Genomic DNA, 18259 nt, shown 5'->3' with positions numbered 1-18259 from the left:
ATGGAACTGCCAGCTTCCTTGCGACAGGCGGTGGATGCCGCGCTTGAGGGCGTGGCTCTGGCCGACCTGAAGCGCGCATCCGAAATGCTTTCGCGCCGTTACCGGGCCGAGACGCGCGACGGGCGCATGCATATTTCCGGCGATCTTGCCGCGAAAGCCTATCTGGCGGCGCGCCTGCCTGCGACCTATGCGGCGGTCCGCGCCAGTATGGAGAGTGCAGCCGAGGTCTGTCCCGATTTCGCACCGCAATCCATGCTGGATGTGGGCGCAGGGCCGGGAACGGCCCTTTGGGCGGCCAGGCAGTGCTGGCCCATGCTTCAATCGGCAACGATGATCGAGGCAAGCCCTGCAATCCGTGCAGTGGGAAGCGGCCTTTCGCAAAATAGCGGATTGCCCGATCTCGATTGGCGGGCAGGGGATGTGGTGCGGGAAAAGCTCGATTTTCCGCAGGCCGATCTCGTGACCATTGCCTATGTGCTGGACGAGCTTGCGCCTGAAAAGCGGCAGACGCTGATCTCGCGCCTGTGGGCAGCGGCAAGACAGATGCTGGTTATCGTGGAGCCGGGTACACCGGCGGGCTGGCAGCGCATCCTCGATGCACGCCGCACGCTCATCGCCCAAGGCGCAATCATTGCGGCGCCCTGTCCGCACCAGCTCGATTGCCCGCTGGTCGCTCCCGACTGGTGCCATTTCTCGCGCCGGGTTGCGCGCTCACGCATTCATCGTCTGACCAAGGACGCGGAAGTGCCATGGGAGGATGAGAAATTCATCTATCTTGCGGCGGTGCGCGAGACGATCAATGATGTGAAGGCGCGGGTCATCGCGCCGACACGGGTTGGCGGCGGCAAGGTTTCGGTTAAACTGTGCAGGGACGACGGCAGGGCCGAAGAACGTCTCCTGACCAAGCGCGAGGGTGATCTGTTCCGTTGGGCGCGCCGCGCCGACTGGGGCGATGCTTTGATTGAAGATTGAGCCGGAACCAAAACGATGAAGATCAGTCTGGTCCAGTTACGTCTGCTTGAAGCTGTTGCGGAGACCGGCAGCGTCGGTGCCGCCGCGCGCCGCCTGCGCCTGACGCAATCGGGCGCAAGTCAGGCGATTGCGACACTGGAAAAGATACTCGGGGTTGAGGTGCTGGCGCGAAAGCGCGACGGGGCTGCGCTGACGGCATTCGGACAATCGATCCTTGCCGACGCCAAGGCGGCGCTTCAGGCCATCGACCGGATAGAGGTGCAGGCACGGTGTCGTGCTTCAGGCGCGCCCGAACGGCTGCGCGTTGCGGCAATTCCGAGCCAGCTCCAATATGTCCTGCCCGGTCTGCGAAAGACGTTTCAGCGGCTTTATCCCGGCATCGAGTTCAGCGCTTTCGAGGGTGGGCACGATGATGTCAGCCTGTGGGTGCGGGACGGCATTGCCGATCTCGGCATCACCTCGCTGCCGACGCCCGAGCTTGAGGCTCGCGAGATTGGCCGCGAAGAACTGGTCGTGGTGGGCAGACGCGACGATCCCTTCATGCGCAACGACACTGTTGCGGCAGAGGAACTGCGTAACCGCCAGCTGATCGCGGCTGCGGGCTGCGAGATGATCATCGACCGGATTATCCATGGCGATGGCGAAACGCGCAGCGAGCAGGTGCGCACGCGAGACGTCGCCACGGTGCTGGAAATGGTGCGGCATGGCATCGGCACCACGCTCCTGTCGGAAATCAGCCTGCCGGACGCCGATCTGCATGGATTGCGCGCGCGCCGTCTCAATCCGCCAACTTTCCGCACGGTCTATATCGTCTTTCGGGCCGACAGCCCGGTCAGGCATCTGATCGATCGGTTCTGCGATGTGGCCCTGCAAGCCAGAAGCCGCGCGGCATAAGAAATTCTAATATCTCATATCTCGCTTATCCGTGGCGCTCGTCGCGGCCAGGAATGCAATAGTCCGGTGCTATTCCTTTTTCCTGCTGCGAGCGAAAATGACGGCCATCACCGACACCCCTCCGACGACTTCGACTTCCAATACCATACGCGGTCTGGCCTGGGGGCTGTCCGGGGTGCTGGTGTGGTCCGGGTCCTTCGTCCTGACCCGGTTCGGGTTCAAGACCGCCTTGACGCCATTCGACATCATTGCCCTGCGCTTCGGCGTGGCAGGGCTGGTGCTGTTGCCGGTCGTTCTGATGAAAGGGTTTGGCCTTCGCCAGCTTGGCCCGCTCGGCTTCGTGCTTCTGGCTTCCGGCGCAGGCGTTCCCTATGCGCTCCTGACCACTTGCGGCCTGCAATATGCCCCGGCGTCCCATGCGGCGGCGCTTATTCCGGGGCTGATGACGGCGATGGTTGCCATTCTGGGAATGGCGCTTCTGAAGGAACATCTTGCACCGTCGGGGTGGTCCGGGGTCGTGTTGATCGTGATCGGGGCCATGCTTATCGCCGGTCTGTCGCAACTGGGCGGGCCGGAAATGCTCGGGCACCTGTTCTTTTTCGTCGCGGCACTGGTTTGGGCGATCTATGTCATGGTGTTTCGCAAGAAGGGGATGGACGGGCTGCACGCGACCGCCATCGCCGCCGTCACCTCGGCAATCGTCTATCTGCCGATCTACATGATCTTCCTGCCCAAGGGGATGGACGCGACACCCTGGGGCGATATTGCCCTGCAGGGGTTTTATCAGGGCGTCCTGACCTCGGCCTTCGGCGTATTCGCCTTCAACCGTGCCGTTGTCCTGCTGGGAACGGCTGCGGGGGCAGCGCTGTCGGCGCTGATCCCCGTCATTACTCTGGTTCTGGCGCTTGTCCTGCTTGGCGAAGTGCCGGGCTGGACCGACACGCTCGCCGCCTTCTTGATCAGCCTCGGCGTGCTGGCGCTGAACAGGAAGGGCAAAAAACCTGCCGTGTCATGATGCCTGCAAGGCAGGTCTTGCGGCAGGGCGGTTGATGATGAAGACCATGGCAGCGGCGGCAAAGCACATTGCGCCCGCAAGGATCAGGGCCGGGGTGTAGCTGTCATAGTCCGTGCGCACGAGTCCCGCGAAGGCGGCTGCGGCCGCTGCACCGATCTGATGGCCGGTGAACACCCAGCCAAAGACCAATCCGGCCTTTTCCGGGCCGAAACGTTCGGCGGCAAGCTTGACCGTCGGCGGCACGGTCGCCACCCAGTCCAGCCCGTAGAAGACGGCGAACAGTGCCAGTTCGTAGACGGTGAAGTCGGTAAAGGTCAGGTAGATCAGCGACAGGCCGCGCAGCGCATAGAACCAGAACAGAAGCCAGCGATTGTCGAACCGGTCGGAGAGCCAGCCGGACATGATCGTGCCGATGAGGTCGAAGGCGCCGATCACGGCAAGGATGCCCGCAGCCCCCACCGGAGCGATGCCGAAATCGCCGCAAAGCGTGATCCAGTGCGTCTGGATCAGGCCGTTGGTGGAAAAGCCGCAGACGAAGAAGGTCAAAAACAGGACCCAGAAGGTCGCGGTCGACGATGCCTCGCGCAAGGTGACGAGCGGGGAGGCCAGCATGGCGCCGAAGCTCTTGCGGGGTTCAGGCGCTGGCAGCGGCGCGGTGCGGCCGAACGGTTTCAGGCCGATATCCGCCGGGTGGTCCCGCATCAGCGCGAGAACCAGCACAAGGGCTGCAACAAGGAAACAGATGACGATGGTGAGCGATGTGCGCCAGCCGATCGTCTGGCTGACGCTGGCAAGGATCGGCATGAAGACCAGCTGGCCGGTGGCGTTGCTGGCGGTCATGAGGCCGACGACGAGGCCGCGCCGCTTTTCGAACCAGCGGGCCGCGACGGTTGCGCCAAGCACAAGCGCGGTCATGCCGGTGCCAAGGCCGATCACGATGCCCCAGAGCCCTACCATCTGCCATTCCTCGGTCATGAAAATGGAGCCGACAAGCCCCAGCGAAATCATGATGAGAGCGGCGGCAACCACGCGGCGCAGTCCGAACTGGTTCATGAAGGCAGCGGCGAATGGCCCCATGAGACCGAAAAGAACGAGGCGAAGCGCCATTGCGAAGGAGATATTCGCATTGGTCCAGCCGAATTCACGCTGGAGCGGTTCGATCAATATGCCCGCCGATCCCATGGCGGCTGCCGTTGCCAGCATGGTCAGGAAGGTAATGGCGGCGACGATCCATCCGTAATGGATGTTTCTCTGGGCGAGAAAGCTGGCAAGGCGGGCAGAAATCATCTTTGGCGCTTTCAGGTTCAAGCTGGCTCTCGACCAGCCTTGCGTTTGATGGCGAAGCCATTCGCCCTGATCTTTGGTTTCCACGCATCGTGCTTTGCGAAAATCGTCACCGATTTCGGGCCGATGCTGTAGCGGGCGCATGGCTTCAGGTCATTGTTTTCAGTCAAAGGCGTTTGGTTTTCAGTCAAAAGGCGTCTGGCTTAGCCGAGCGCGCGGAGCAGATGCTGCAATTGCTCCACGCCGTCCTCTCCCAGTCGGGTTTCGATTTCCTCCTGGGCCTCATCCCAGAGCGGGCCGCCGCGCTCAACCAGATCGCGGCCATCAGCCGTGAGCGTGACGCTGGTCTCGCGATGGTCGTCGCTGGCGGCGGGCTCGATCAGGCCCATTCGCTGCAGAACCTTCACATTGCGGCCCATGGTCGATCGGTCCAGCTCCGACAGATGGGCGAGTTCCGTCACCGAGATGGAGCCCGCACGCCGGATTTTCCGCAGCGTGCTGAACTGGGCGACATTGATGCCAAGCGGAGCCAGCGCGTTGTCGTAGACGCTCGACGTCTTGCGGGCTGCCTGGCGCAGAAGAATGCAGAAACACGGATGTGACATGTTGCGGGTATATACCCGTAAATAATTGCGCGCAAGTTCGAAGTGCAGAACAGGGCATTCGTTGCTGCCATGCTGCTGACAGCAACGACGTGTTCAGGAAGGGCTTGTCGCCTGCTCAGACGGCGATATAGGCGGTTTCCTTCACTTCCTCCATCACGGCATAGGTGTGCGATTCCCGCACGCCGGGGAGGGAAAGAAGCGCTTCCGAAAGGAAACGCCGGTAGTGATCCATATCGGATACGCGGGCCTTGACGAGATAGTCGAAGCCACCCGCAACCATGTGGCATTCCAGAATGTCCGGATTGTTGCGGGTGAAGGTCGAGAAGGTTTCAAAGACTTCCGGCGTGGTGCGGTCGAGCTTGATCTCGATGAAGACCAGCATGGCCCGGTCGAGCATCTTGGGCGAAAGCCGCGCCGAATAGCCTAGAATATACCCTTCGCGGGTCAGTCGCTTGACGCGTTCGGCGGTGGCCGTCTGCGAGAGATTTATGCGATCAGCCAGTTCGGTATTGGTCAGGCGTCCATTCTCCTGAAGGGCGCGCAAAATACTCCTGTCCATCGCATCGAGATTCTTCATCAGTTGTCCCCAATGGCCGTTTATGTGTGACGGCTCTATTCTTGATTTTTGCATATGTGTTTGAGTTGCCACGGAAATGAATCCGAAATCGATCCCCGACGCAAGACGAAACTTGTTGGGTGGTCCTACAAATTTTCGAACTGTTTCGGTGAATTGGCCTCAAATGTAAGCATACGTGCAAATAACAATCACAGGTTGCATAATAATCGCGGCCTGTGATAAGGATAAATGTGCATACTGAAAGTCATATTGCACCTGGAAATTTTGGCATGGGGTAAGGGGGGGCCGGATTGGGGGAATCGTCGCTTTCCTTCCGTCCCGTTCATCCCCGGTTCTGAGGAAGTCCGGACAGCCCCAAACTGTCCGGATTTCTTTGTGGTGATTGCGGAACGTGCCGAAGGCCCTGTCGGCGGCGAGCTGGACGGCGCTTTGCGGCCCGGATTGCGCGCCCGAATTTTCCGGTTGCAAGGAAACGGATTGAACGCTAACAGTAGCTCCATGAACATTTCGCGCAATATCGTCATCAACGGTTGGTGGTGGGCCCGCTAAAAGCGGCCACGCAGGCGTTTGTGCATTTGCGTTCAGGAAACAGGCCGCTGGGATTATCCGGGCGGCCTTTTTGTTTGGCTGTTTGTATAAGACCGGCGGGAGAAACCGGTTTCCGGGAATGTTTGGGAACAGTTGGAGCATGTCCCCGGAAGCGGGAGTCGTTTTTTGGGATCGAGACATGCGTCAAAAACAAATAGATAGAGCATTTTAAACCGGAAATGCTCTCGTTTTGGGATAGCCGATCATGAATGCGAAGATTGCGGATAGCGAGATATTCCAGCACGAGACGGCAGGCGGCATCGTCGTCGAGCGCGTGCGCCACCTCACAGCCTATAAGGGCGCGATCGAGACCTATATCGATGCGCTGAACGAACGGCGCGGTGCGGTGTTCTCGTCCAACTACGAATATCCGGGCCGCTATACGCGATGGGATACGGCCATCGTCGATCCTCCGGTGGTCATCACCTCGCGCGCCCGCACCATGCGCATCGAAGCACTGAATGCCCGTGGCGTCATTCTGCTTCGTCCCATTCTGGACACGGTAAAGGCGCTGGCCGAAGTGACGGTCGACAGAGCGGAAGAAAGCCGGATCGAGCTGACGATTGCCGAACCGAGCGGCACCTTCACCGAGGAAGAGCGCTCGCGCATGCCTTCGGTCTTCACGGTCCTGCGCGCCATTGTCGGCCTGTTCTTTTCCGAGGAAGACGCCAATCTCGGTCTTTACGGCGCCTTCGGTTACGATCTGGCGTTCCAGTTCGATCCGATCCAGTACAAGCTGAAGCGCCCCGACGATCAGCGCGATCTGGTGCTGTTCATCCCGGACGAAATCTTCGTGGCCGATCATTATGCGGCACGCGCCTGGGTGGATCGTTACGAATTCACCTGCGGCGGTTCTTCCACGCACGGTCTCGCACGTGCGACGCCTGCACGCGCCTTCAAGCCATCGGACGCCAAGCTTGCGCGGGGCGACCACAATCCGGGCGAATATGCGAAGCTGGTCGAGCGCGCCAAGGAGAGCTTCAAGCGCGGCGACCTGTTTGAAGTGGTCCCGGGGCAGACCTTCTATGAGCGCTGCCACACTGCGCCATCGGAGATTTTCCGTCGGTTGAAGACGATCAACCCGTCGCCCTATTCCTTCTTCATCAATCTGGGCGAGAATGAATATCTGGTCGGCGCGTCGCCGGAAATGTTCGTGCGGGTGAACGGCAGGCGCATCGAAACCTGCCCGATTTCAGGCACGATCAAGCGCGGCGAAGATGCGATTTCGGATTCGGAACAGATCCTGAAACTGCTGAACTCCAAGAAGGACGAGTCCGAGCTGACCATGTGCTCGGATGTGGATCGCAACGACAAGAGCCGCGTCTGCGAGCCGGGATCGGTGCGCGTCATCGGCCGCCGCCAGATCGAGATGTATTCGCGCCTGATCCACACGGTCGATCACATCGAAGGACGGCTTCGCGACGGCATGGATGCCTTTGACGGTTTCCTCAGCCATGCATGGGCCGTGACCGTGACCGGCGCGCCGAAGCTGTGGGCGATGCGCTTTCTGGAGGAAAACGAACGCAGCCCGCGCGCATGGTATGGCGGCGCGATCGGCATGATGCACTTCAACGGCGACATGAATACCGGCCTGACGCTGCGCACCATCCGTGTGAAGGATGGCGTGGCGGAAATCCGCGCCGGTGCAACGCTTCTGTTCGATTCCAATCCGGAAGAGGAAGAGGCCGAAACCGAATTGAAGGCTTCGGCCATGATCGCTGCGGTGCGCGAGGCGCAGAAGAGCAATCATGTCGCCGAGGAGCGCGTAGCGGCGAAGGTGGGAGAGGGCATCTCCATCCTGCTCGTGGATCACGAGGATTCCTTCGTGCACACGCTCGCCAACTATTTCCGCCAGACGGGGGCGACGGTTTCCACCGTGCGCTCGCCAGTGGCGGAAGAGGTGTTCGACAGGATCAAGCCGGACCTCGTGGTCCTGTCGCCCGGACCGGGCACGCCGCAGGACTTCGATTGCAAGGCCACCATCACCAAGGCGCGCAAGCGCGAACTGCCGATCTTTGGTGTCTGCCTTGGTTTGCAGGCGCTCGCCGAAGCCTATGGCGGCACGCTGCGCCAGTTGCGCATTCCGATGCACGGCAAGCCGTCGCGCATCCGCGTGTCGAAGCCGGAGCGGATATTCTCTGGCCTGCCGAAGGAGGTGACGGTTGGGCGCTATCATTCGATCTTCGCCGATCCGGAGCGTCTGCCGGATGATTTTCTGGTGACGGCGGAAACGGAAGATGGTGTCATCATGGCTTTCGAGCACAAGCACGAGCCGGTTGCCGCCGTTCAGTTCCATCCGGAATCGATCATGACGCTTGGCCACAATGCCGGAATGCGCATGATCGAGAATGTGGTGACGCATCTGGCGGGCAAGAACAAGGCTCGCCGCACCAACTACTGACCGAACGCTTGGCGTCGTGATTTCAAGCCAGTCGCGGCCCGCGCCGCGGCTGGCTTTTTTATGATCTGTCGGCGCTTGCCCATTGCCTGCTCTGGCAACTCATTTGCAACTGTAATGCCTTGCATTTGCAGGAGAAAATTAAATGCGGGAACTGAAAAAACAGGGTACGAAGTTTTGCTTTTCTGGGGTATAGAGCGGCGGTGAATTGCTGCCGCATATGCCAGATGCGTTGTGGATGTGTCCCGCGCGCTGGCGCGCATCCGAAAAGTGTGAAACGGTTTCGGATAAGATGTGCGGTTCATGACAAGCAGTTGGAGCGCCGGTCTGTTTCAACCGGATCGAACCGCGCTCCAAGAGTTTTATAGTCGCATTATCCTACGCAAAGCCGCTTCGCACTTTTGCTGGAAATGCTCTGGATCAAGATAATCAAAGGTTCATCATGGACGCGAGTGCAAAGGTTCGGCGGCTTGCCGCTTGGTCTATTCCCATTGCTTTCGGTGTGATGGGCCTGAAATATCTGGCCTATGCGCTGACCGGCTCCGTGGCGCTTTATTCGGATGCACTGGAATCCATCGTCAATGTGATTGCGGCGGTCGGCGCATGGTGGGCAATCCGCATGAGCTACAAGCCCGCGGATGGCAATCACCCTTTCGGGCATCACAAGGCCGAATATATTTCGGCTGTCGTGGAAGGCGTCCTGATCACGGTCGCCGCGCTCCTGATCTTCCGCGAGGCGTGGTTTGCGCTGGAAACCCCGCGCAAGCTCGATGAACCCTGGCTGGGCCTTGCCATCAATACCGCTGCGGCCGTCATAAACGGCCTGTGGGCGACCTTGCTGATTCGCACCGGCCGCAAGTTCCGCTCGCCCGCGCTGGAAGCCGATGGCAAGCACATCATGACCGATGTTTTCACCTCGGCTGGCGTTCTGGTCGGCCTTGTCGGCGCGGTGGTGACGGGCTGGGCCATACTCGACCCGCTGCTTGCCATACTGGTCGCCATCAACATTCTCTGGCAGGGCTGGCATGTCATCAATTCCTCGGTGCAGGGGCTGATGGATATCGCCGTCGAGCCGACCGAGGAAATGCGCATCCGCGACGTGATTTCCGCCAATGCGGGGGGCGCCATCGAAGTTCACGACCTCAAGACGCGCATTGCCGGCCGGGTCACCTTCATCGAGTTTCACCTGGTCGTTGCCGCCGATATGAGCGTCGGCGATGCCCATGTGATTTGCGACCGTATCGAGGATGCCCTGAAGAAGGAGATCGACAGCGCGCGCGTGGTGATCCATGTGGAGCCGGAGGACGAGGCAAAGCTGCCGCCGGGAACCAGCGCTGTGCCATTTGCCTGACTGAAATACTGTCTTGCATGGCGGATAGTGCGCGTGTAAAAGCTTTCCCCATGACGATCAAAAACGCAACATCCATGGAACATTCCGCAGTCGCCTTCGGCGCGCGCGTTGATGTTTGCGTTCTAAACTCGCTTCTTACCCTCGGCCTTAGCGGCGATCGCCGGGCTCGCTGAAAGGAGCGTCCGGCGGTCGATCCCCGGTCGCAGGCCTGTGCTCCTTTCCAGAAAACCCTTATAATTGATCAGTATTATCCGCGCTTGACGGCTTGAATCCGTCGACAGCCGGGAGGAAACGAACATGAATCAATCCGTCACCACGCCGCAATCGAAGTCCGTCTCCGAACGCAAAGGCATGCCGATTGCAGGCAGCAAATACTCACCGTTCCCGGTTCCGCAGCTCCATGATCGCACCTGGCCGTCCAAGCGTATCGAAAAGGCGCCGATCTGGTGCTCGGTCGACCTGCGCGACGGCAATCAGGCCTTGATCGACCCGATGGGCCACGACCGCAAGGAGCGCATGTTCCGCCTGCTGGTCGATATGGGCTTTCCGGAAATCGAAATCGGCTTTCCGTCCGCTTCGCAGACGGATTTCGACTTCTGCCGCTGGGCCATCGAGCATGGCAATGTGCCGGACGAAGTGGACTTGCAGGTGCTGGTTCAGTGCCGTCCCGAACTGATCACGCGGACTTTCGAGGCGCTGGAAGGCGCGAAGTCGCCGATCATCCATTTCTACAATTCCACCAGTGAATTGCAGCGCCGCGTGGTCTTCGCCAAAGATGTAGGCGGTATCAAGCAGATCGCGACCGATGCCGCCAAGATGATCATGGACATGGCTGCCAAGGCAGCCAATTCTACAGATGGCGGTTATCGCTTCCAGTATTCACCGGAAAGCTTCACCGGCACCGAGCTGGATGTGGCGCTGGAAATCTGCAACGCCGTCATCGAGATCGTGAAGCCGACGGCGGACAACAAGCTGATCGTCAATCTGCCCTCGACGGTCGAGATGAACACGCCGAACGTCTATGCCGACCAGATCGAATGGATGTGCCGCAATCTCGACAATCGCGAGAACCTGATCGTCTCGCTGCACCCGCATAATGATCGCGGCACGGGCATCGCTGCCACGGAACTCGGCCTGATGGCGGGCGCCGACCGCGTTGAAGGCACGCTGTTCGGCAATGGCGAACGCACCGGCAATGTGGATGTGGTGACGCTGGCGCTGAACATGTACACGCAGGGCGTGGACCCGGAACTGGACTGCACCGACATCAACCGGATGAAGGAAGTCTATGAATATTCGAACCAGTTGAAGATCGCCGAGCGCCACCCTTATGTCGGCGAACTGGTCTATACGGCTTTCTCAGGCTCGCATCAGGATGCGATCAACAAGGGCATGAAGGCGCGCCGTTCGGCCAATTCGCCTATCTGGGAAGTGCCTTATCTGCCGATCGATCCGCAGGATGTGGGCCGCTCCTACGAAGCGATCATCCGCATCAATTCGCAGTCGGGCAAGGGCGGCATCGCCTATATCCTGCAAGCGGATTACGGCCTGAACCTGCCGCGCAACCTGCAGGTCGAATTCCGCGAGATCATCCAGAACATTACCGATGAAGAAGGCAAGGAACTGCCGTCGAAGCGCATTCACGACGAGTTCCAGAAGCTCTACGTCACGCAGCCCGGCGCACGCATCAAGTTCGTGGATCATCACACCATGCCCGATCCCGAGCAGAAGGGCCGTCGCATTCTCACCGCCGAAATCACCGATAACGGTGTGACCAGGAATATCGAGGGCAAGGGAACCGGCCCCATCGACGGTTTTGTCGATGCGCTGTCCAAATATCTCGGCGTAAAGATGTCGGTCGTCGACTATTCCGAACATTCGCTACAGCAGGGTTCGGACGCTTCGGCCATCTCCTACGTCGAAATGGCTCATCCGGGCGGCAAGCTGTTCGGCGCCGGTATCAACGACAATATCGTCAGTGCTTCACTGGAAGCAATCGTCTCGGCGGCCAACCGGGTGATTGGCCGTTAAGCCAAAACACATAGATTAGAGCGGCGGTCTGTTCAATCAGATGGGCGCTCTATCTCCTTGTTTCGAAGCGCATCTTTTCCGAAAGCCGTTTCACACTTTTCGGGATGCGCTCCAAACGGCGCTAAGGCGCCGTTTTGTTTTGAAATCAATAAAGAACGCGCTCGTTGAGCTTCGTTATTTTCTCACTGGCATCGGAAACGCCGTGTTCTTCCATGAGGCAGGACCAGCCGCCCTCAGGCCGCCTGTCGATGCTGAATATGTTGTAGCGGGCGGCGGGTTTGTGACCGCCGAAGTTCTGGCTTGCAGACGGCACGCTGACTACGGGGACCTTGCCGTTCGGCCCGTCAATCTCGTAATGCGTGACAAGATGCGTGTGGCCGTGGAGAACCAGCTCCGCACCATGCTTGCGTATGATCTTCTGGAAACGGCGGATGCCGTAAAGACGTTTGTGCGCGGGCGTCGCGCCATGGATCGGCGGGTGATGGATCATCACGATGCGGAAGAGCCCGCGTGCACCGGCTTCGTCCAGCATCGCCGCCAGGCGCTTGCCTTGCGCAGACCGGAAATCGCCGCTTGCCATGAAAGGGGCCGTCGCACGCGCCGAGGAAACACCGATCAGCCCCACGGGGCCGCGCACGCGCATATAGGGAAATTGCGGGCGGTTGCCACTGTTGTCGATGCCGTCGCCGCGCATCCACGGTTCCCATTTCCGGCATGACTTGTCGAGCGCGCCGGGAACATAGGCGTCATGATTGCCGGGGACGACCGAGACATCGTTCGGGTTGCCCAGCCTGGTGAGCCAGTCATGGGCAATATCGATTTCGAGATTGAGCGCCAGATTGACGAGATCGCCCGTCACCGCGATATGATCCGGGGATTGCGCCTGCATGTCAGCAATGAGACTGTCGAGTACGGTTCCGTGCATCGCATTTTTGCGATTGCGCAGCCAGTTTATGTAACCGGTAATGCGCTTCGATGCCAATTCGCGGTATCGCACGCGCGGCAGCGGTGAAAGGTGAATATCGGATATGTGGGCGAGACGGAACATAAGGCCCCGTTTACTGGATAATGTTTAAAATCAAAACCTGTTTAGCGACTTTTTGTTGATGACATTGATGCATTAATACGAAGTAGATTGCTTCGCGGAGAGACGGCATGCGCTTTCGACATTTTATATTTCATACATATTTTTTATTAAGGCGCCCAATGACATTAGGAGTAAGGGCCATTGTTTTTGATGAAAAAAAGAATTCGGTTTTCCTGGTAAAACATACCTATGTGCCCGGATGGCAGTTGCCGGGCGGAGGCGTCGAGCGCGGCGAGACTTTTATCGAGACGCTGGAAAAGGAACTGCGCGAGGAATGCAATATCGTGCTGAAAGGCTCCCCCCGGCTTTTCGCGCTTTACAAGAACGCCCATGCATCGCCGCGCGATCATGTGGCACTCTATGTGTGCAGGCAATTCGAGCAGACAGCGCCGCGTTTGCCTGACCGCGAAATTGCCGAATGCGGGTTTTTTCCGCTCGACAATCTGCCGGAGGGAACCACGCCCTCGACGAAACGGCGCCTGCAGGAAGCACTTCACGACCTGGAGCCGCTGCCGATCTGGTGAAGGTGCATCCGCCGCACCCTCACCGTGGCGTGTGGAGTTTTAGAAGCGGTAGGTGATACCCGTGCCGATCAGCCATGGATTGAGCTTGGCCTTGCCGGTCACTTCCGTGCCGCCGATCAGGGTAGCGTCGAATTTCGGCTCCAGGAACAGCTTCTTGACGTCGAAGTTCACGCCCCAATGCTCGTTGAGCATGTAGTCGAAGCCGATCTGCAACGCGCCGCCGAATGCGTTCTTGACCTTCAGATATTCGACGCCGGTCGCATCCTGATTGTAGAACACGGTATAGTTCACGCCTGCACCGACATAAGGCTTGAAGGCGCCGAAATTGGTGAAGTGATATTGCAGCGTTAGCGTGGGCGGCAGAATCCAGGCCTTGCCGATCTTGCCCAGCCCGTCGATCGAACCGGCGCCGTTGATATTGGCATAGGTCGTGCCGAGAATGAGTTCGGCGGCGAAATTGTCGGTGAAGTAGTAGGTGATGTCGAGTTCGGGCGTGATCGACTTGGAATAGTCGAGATCCGAACCTGAAACGCCATTCACATAGCCGGAATTCTGCGGAACGACGCCGAGTGCGCGCACACGAATCTGCCATGGCGACAGGGCTTCCGGCACGGCCTGAATTTCGGACGCGGGCTGGGCTACGATGGCATCTGCGGCAAACGCCGCCGGTGCGGCCAGGGTAAGGGCGATAGCGGCCAGCAATCCTCTTGCGAAGCGGTTCATCTCTCTCTCCTTAAGTCGTGGTCAGTCTTTGAAGTCCTGGGGGAGGTAGTAGTGATGCGTGCAATCTGGACCGCGCAACGAAACGCCCCATTGATCGAAATCAATGGGGCGCGAGAGATTTAAGAGATTGCTGATGTTCTCCCCGGCACTGTTGCAGGAAAAGCGCAGTTGGTCCGGTCGGGCTTTAAAGCCGCTTCACGCTCTTGCTGGAAGTGCTGAGGGGAAGCGATCCCGGTCATGCGGGGCAGCGAAGTCGATTTCCGGTCCAAGCGGCACAACGCCGGTCGGATTGATCGTCTTGTGGCTGCGATAATAATGGCCCTTGATGTGTTCCATGTTCACGGTCGGGGCGACGCCCGGCACCTGATAAAGCTCGCGCGTGTAGTTCCAGAGGTTTGGATAATCGGCAAGGCGACGCAGATTGCACTTGAAATGGCCAACATAGACCGGATCGAAACGCAACAGCGTCGTGAACAGCCGCCAGTCGGCTTCCGTCAGGCGGTCGCCGGTCAGATAGCGCTGGCGGGAAAGTCGTTCCTCAAGCGCATCCAGTGCGGCGAAGAGCTGCCCGAACGCTTCCTCATAGGCTTCCTGCGTGGTGGCGAAACCGGCGCGATAAACCCCGTTGTTGATGTTGGGGTAGATGAAATCGTTGAGCGCATCGATCTCGCCGCGCAGCGCTTCCGGGTAGAAGTCGAGCGAGGCATCGCCGAATTCGTTGAAGGCGGTGTTCAGCATGCGGATGATTTCCGACGATTCGTTGGAGACGATCGTCTGGCGCTCTTTGTCCCACAGGACCGGCACGGTGACGCGGCCGGAATAGTTCGGATCGGCGCGGGTGTAGATCTCGTAAAGACGCTTCGCGCCATAGAGCGCGTCGCCGGTGCTGCCGGTGGCGCCGTGGAAGGTCCAGCCTTCTTCGGCCATCAGAAAATCCACCACGGAAACCGAAATCACGTCTTCCAGCCGTTTCAGCGCGCGGAAAATCAGTGTGCGATGCGCCCATGGGCAGGCATAGGAAACATAGAGGTGATAACGGCCCGGTTCGGCCTTGAAGCCGCCTTCGCCGGTCGGGCCGGCGCTGCCGTCAGCGATCACCCAGTTGCGGAATTGCGATTTTGAACGTTCAAAGCGGCCTTTCGTGCTCTCGGTGTCATACCAGACATCCTGCCACTTGCCATCGACCAGAAGTCCCATGCGATTTCTCCTTTTGGCAAGAGAATAGGGCGACAGCCGCCATTTTGCAGCATTACAAGCCGTGAACAGTGCGTAACGGTTCCAAAAAGAACAGTCGAAGCCGCCATTTTGAAAAAAATGGTTTTACCTCTGTCCATTTTGGTGTAATGCAACTTCCAAATTGCGGTCATCCCAATTCCGGCCGCACAGGAGAACGATGTAATGGAAATGCTTTTCATCCGACGATGAAACTTGGACCGCGCCCAAGCGCGGAGTGCATTCCATTGACCTGACGGTCCCCGACTTCTCCTATTGCGATCTTAAGCCCATGCAGCAGCTTGAACTGACCTATGCGCAGGAATGCCCGGCGCACGACATTGAAATCGAAGCCATCAATGCCGAAGCTTTCGGACCGGGACGTTTCACACGTGCCGCGCATTTCATCCGCGAGGGTGGTCCGCACGCGCTCGATCTTTCCTTCGTGGCGCTGATGGGCGGCATCGTGGTCGGCTCGGTGCGGCAGACGCCGGTTGTCGTCGGCAAGACGCCCGCGCTCCTGCTCGGACCGCTTGCCGTCAGGCCTGAATGGAAGAAGCGGGGCATCGGCGGCAGGCTGATGCGCATGTCGCTGGAAGCCGCCGAAAAGGCAGGCCACAAGCTCGTCATTCTCGTCGGCGATGAGCCTTACTACGGTCCGTTCGGCTTCAAGATGGTCGCGCCGGGCTCCATGATCATGCCGGCACCGGTCGATCCGCGCCGGATGCTCGCCTGCGAACTCGCGCCGGGCGCCGTGAATGGCGTCGGCGGCATCGTGCGCCACGCCAACCGGGTGAAATAGAGCATTTCATTAGAAATGCTCTATCTGCTTGTTTTATCGCATGTCTTTAACCCGAAACCGGTTCCCACTTTCGGGAAACATGCTCTAGTTAAAAAGAGGGGAAAGCGAGGGGCGGTTTACCGCCCTTCGCGATACCACATGCTGCCGAAGACCAGAAGCAGGGCAGACAGCGCCAGGAAGCCGGAGAACAGCGGCAGGCGATTGACGCTTTTCAATTGCGTGTCCGAAGTCTCACGCAGGCCGATCCAGTCATTGCCGCTGGCGGCGCGGTTGCCGCTGATGGCCGTGATCGCGGGCACACGGACTGCACTGTCTCCGCTTGCATGGACGCGATGGACCGAGCCGCCCGTTGCCTCGGCAAGCGGTTTCAGGCGATCCGCCGTCGAAATGCTGTCGGCAAATTCCGGCGCATCGATGGGTCCCACATGGGCCAGCGCTTCCAGATCGCCATTCTTCACCCGGAAAATCCCGATCTCTTCCGTCTGCAACGAGCCTTCGAACAGGCCCGGCTTGCTTTGCGCAAGATTGACCTGCAATTCCTTGCCGGAAGGGGTTGTAACGGTTGCCGCACCCGGATTGTCGCCCATGGTCTGGCGACGGATGGAAAGGGCGCGCCCGTTGCCGGAAGCTGTCAGCGCTTCTTCTTCCAGTTCGGGCTCCTGCATCAGCCAGTGGGCGATGCGGCGGTAGAGCGAGGCATAGGGGCCGCCGCCCTCGAAACCGCGCGCCCAAAGCCAGCCCTGATCGGAGAGGAACATGCCGACGCGGCCCTTTCCGACGCGGCTCAACACCAGCAGTGGCTTGTTGTCCGCGCCGCTCATCACCGTTTCGCCCTGCGGCGCGGTAATGTCGATGGTGCGGAACCAGCGGCTCCAGTGCGGCGGCTCCTGATCGCTGCCGTCGAGGCCGCGCGTGACCGGGTGGCGTTTGCCGAGGTCGGTGAGGCGGGGATAGAAGGCCTTTTCCGTCACCGCGCCGGTCGGCATGGCGGGCAGGGCGCTATAGAGCGGCGTGCGGGCAATGGACATTTCGCCTGCATATTCCGGCCCGGCGGCCACCAGAAGCGCGCCGCCATTCTCCACATATTGCGCGATATAATCGTAATAGAGGAGCGGCAGCACATCGCGGTGCTGGTAGCGGTCGAGAATGATGAGATCGAACTCGTTGACCTTGTCCACGAAGAGTTCGCGCGTCGGGAAAGCGATCAGCGACAATTCGTTGATCGGCGTGCCGTCCTGCTTTTCAGGCGGGCGCAGAATGGTGAAGTGGACGAGATCGACGGCGGCATCGGATTTGAGCAGGTTGCGCCATGTGCGCTCGCCATTGTGCGGCTCGCCGGAGACGAGCAGCACGCGCAGGTTTTCGCGAACGCCGTCCACGGTTGCGACGGCGCGATTGTTGGCGTCGGTCACTTCACCGGGAAGGGCTGGCGTGGCGATTTCGACAATGTTCACACCGGCGCGCGGCAGGGTGATGGTCACGGGCGTTTCCTGCCCGACCCGCGCTTCCTCCTCGCTGACGGTTTCGCCATTGACGCGGACCTGAACCGGCGCGGGGCTGCCGAGGCTCTTGCCCTCATCGATCACCGTGAACGACATTTCCAGCGGCTTGCCGCTGATGCCATAGCGCGGCGCCTTGTTGAAGCGGATGCGGCGGTCGAACTCGTCCGGCTTGCCGGTCACAAGCCCATGCAGCGGCGCATCGAAGCCGAGCGCATTCTTGTTGGCGGGAATATCATGCACCTGACCGTCGGTAATCAGAACAGCGCCCGCGACGCGGGAAGGCGGCACGTCGAGAAGCGAACGCGCCAGCGGCCCGAAAAGCCGGGTGGCGTAACCGTCTTCATTCTCGCCGGGCTTGCCCGCCTCCACCACGCGGGTTTCAAACTGCGGCATGGCTGCAAGCTGGTCCTGCACCGCCTTCAAGGCCGCATCCGTGTCGGCACGGCGGCTGCCGAGTTCCTGGCTCTGGCTGCGATCCACCACCACCGAAACCACGCTTTTCAGCGGTTCGCGTTCTTCATTGATAATGACGGGATTGAAAAGAGCGAGTGCAAGCGCTGCCGCAGCCAGAAGGCGGATCAGCCCGCCACGCATCCGCAACGCAATCGTGGCCAGAACCAGCAACGCCAGCGGCACGAGAACGGCAATCAGCCAGGGCGTGGAGAGAAACGGTTCGAATTCGATGTTCATTCTC

Annotated in this window: 15 protein-coding genes and 1 pseudogene; 8 read left to right on the top strand and 8 right to left on the bottom strand. The window is 59.7% G+C overall.

What is annotated here, in order from left to right:
* The 3 genes from ABWW28_RS12735 to ABWW28_RS12725 all read left to right on the top strand — a co-directional run bounded on the left by ABWW28_RS12735 (position 1) and on the right by ABWW28_RS12725 (position 2881).
* Positions 1-972 carry a small ribosomal subunit Rsm22 family protein gene (locus ABWW28_RS12735; RefSeq protein ID WP_021587000.1) on the top strand — a complete coding sequence of 324 codons (972 nt, stop codon included), beginning with the start codon at positions 1-3 and terminating at the stop codon, positions 970-972.
* Between the two features lie 15 nt (positions 973-987).
* A complete protein-coding gene (locus ABWW28_RS12730) occupies positions 988-1866 on the top strand; it encodes a LysR family transcriptional regulator (RefSeq protein ID WP_112670377.1) in 879 nt (292 codons plus the stop codon).
* Positions 1867-1963: 97 nt separating this feature from the next.
* Positions 1964-2881 carry a DMT family transporter gene (locus ABWW28_RS12725; RefSeq protein ID WP_021586998.1) on the top strand — a complete coding sequence of 306 codons (918 nt, stop codon included), beginning with the start codon at positions 1964-1966 and terminating at the stop codon, positions 2879-2881.
* Here ABWW28_RS12725 and ABWW28_RS12720 read toward each other — a convergent pair.
* The 4 genes and pseudogenes from ABWW28_RS12720 to ABWW28_RS27615 form a co-directional block, all read right to left on the bottom strand.
* Positions 2876-4168 (bottom strand): MFS transporter, encoded by a 1293-nt coding sequence (locus ABWW28_RS12720; RefSeq protein ID WP_006472717.1) that lies wholly within the window; start codon positions 4166-4168, stop codon positions 2876-2878. The genes ABWW28_RS12725 and ABWW28_RS12720 overlap by 6 nt on opposite strands.
* A 200-nt stretch (positions 4169-4368) precedes the next feature.
* Entirely contained in the window at positions 4369-4770 is a 402-nt protein-coding gene (locus ABWW28_RS12715; protein WP_021586996.1) for a MarR family winged helix-turn-helix transcriptional regulator, read from the bottom strand.
* A 115-nt stretch (positions 4771-4885) separates the two neighbouring features.
* Positions 4886-5347, bottom strand: coding sequence for an Lrp/AsnC ligand binding domain-containing protein (locus ABWW28_RS12710; RefSeq protein ID WP_006472719.1), 462 nt, complete (start codon positions 5345-5347; stop codon positions 4886-4888).
* A gap of 523 nt (positions 5348-5870) precedes the next feature.
* A pseudogene (locus ABWW28_RS27615) lies at positions 5871-6142 on the bottom strand (hypothetical protein).
* On the opposite strand from ABWW28_RS27615, the gene ABWW28_RS12705 reads away from it, so the two are divergent.
* The 3 genes from ABWW28_RS12705 to leuA all read left to right on the top strand — a co-directional run bounded on the left by ABWW28_RS12705 (position 6141) and on the right by leuA (position 11715).
* Complete coding sequence (locus ABWW28_RS12705) at positions 6141-8336, top strand: anthranilate synthase component I (protein WP_021586994.1); 2196 nt, start codon at positions 6141-6143, stop codon at positions 8334-8336. The pseudogene ABWW28_RS27615 and the gene ABWW28_RS12705 sit on opposite strands and share 2 nt — an antisense overlap.
* Positions 8337-8775: 439 nt before the next feature.
* Positions 8776-9684 (top strand): cation diffusion facilitator family transporter, encoded by a 909-nt coding sequence (locus ABWW28_RS12700; protein ID WP_006472720.1) that lies wholly within the window; start codon positions 8776-8778, stop codon positions 9682-9684.
* 297 nt (positions 9685-9981) lie between these two features.
* Positions 9982-11715: a 2-isopropylmalate synthase gene (leuA, locus tag ABWW28_RS12695; protein ID WP_151659065.1), complete on the top strand. Its 1734-nt coding sequence runs from the start codon at positions 9982-9984 to the stop codon at positions 11713-11715.
* A gap of 145 nt (positions 11716-11860) precedes the next feature.
* Here the strand turns inward: leuA and ABWW28_RS12690 are convergent, their stop codons facing one another.
* Positions 11861-12763, bottom strand: coding sequence for a metallophosphoesterase family protein (locus tag ABWW28_RS12690; RefSeq protein WP_151659066.1), 903 nt, complete (start codon positions 12761-12763; stop codon positions 11861-11863).
* Between the two features lie 107 nt (positions 12764-12870).
* On the opposite strand from ABWW28_RS12690, the gene ABWW28_RS12685 reads away from it, so the two are divergent.
* Positions 12871-13326, top strand: a complete 456-nt coding sequence (locus ABWW28_RS12685) for an NUDIX domain-containing protein (protein WP_006467358.1) — start codon at positions 12871-12873, stop codon at positions 13324-13326.
* A 39-nt stretch (positions 13327-13365) separates the two neighbouring features.
* On the opposite strand, the gene ABWW28_RS12680 is transcribed toward ABWW28_RS12685, so the two are convergent.
* Together ABWW28_RS12680 and ABWW28_RS12675 are read right to left on the bottom strand one after the other, a co-directional pair.
* Positions 13366-14049, bottom strand: coding sequence for an OmpW/AlkL family protein (locus tag ABWW28_RS12680; RefSeq protein ID WP_021586988.1), 684 nt, complete (start codon positions 14047-14049; stop codon positions 13366-13368).
* Positions 14050-14244: 195 nt separating this feature from the next.
* Positions 14245-15246: a glutathione S-transferase family protein gene (locus ABWW28_RS12675; protein ID WP_176588193.1), complete on the bottom strand. Its 1002-nt coding sequence runs from the start codon at positions 15244-15246 to the stop codon at positions 14245-14247.
* Between the two features lie 307 nt (positions 15247-15553).
* Here ABWW28_RS12675 and ABWW28_RS12670 point away from each other — a divergent pair, with 307 nt between their 5' ends.
* The gene (locus ABWW28_RS12670) at positions 15554-16063 is read left to right on the top strand and encodes a GNAT family N-acetyltransferase (protein WP_025090528.1); all 510 of its coding nucleotides are present in this window, start codon (positions 15554-15556) and stop codon (positions 16061-16063) included.
* 116 nt (positions 16064-16179) lie between these two features.
* Here the strand turns inward: ABWW28_RS12670 and ABWW28_RS12665 are convergent, their stop codons facing one another.
* Positions 16180-18255, bottom strand: a complete 2076-nt coding sequence (locus tag ABWW28_RS12665) for a membrane protein (protein ID WP_021586985.1) — start codon at positions 18253-18255, stop codon at positions 16180-16182.
* Positions 18256-18259: the final 4 nt, after the last annotated feature.

Origin of the sequence: Brucella sp. NBRC 14130 (genome assembly GCF_040371715.1) — a bacterium.
Classification (GTDB): domain Bacteria; phylum Pseudomonadota; class Alphaproteobacteria; order Rhizobiales; family Rhizobiaceae; genus Brucella; species Brucella intermedia.
This window is presented reverse-complemented; position numbering and strand designations above follow the sequence as displayed.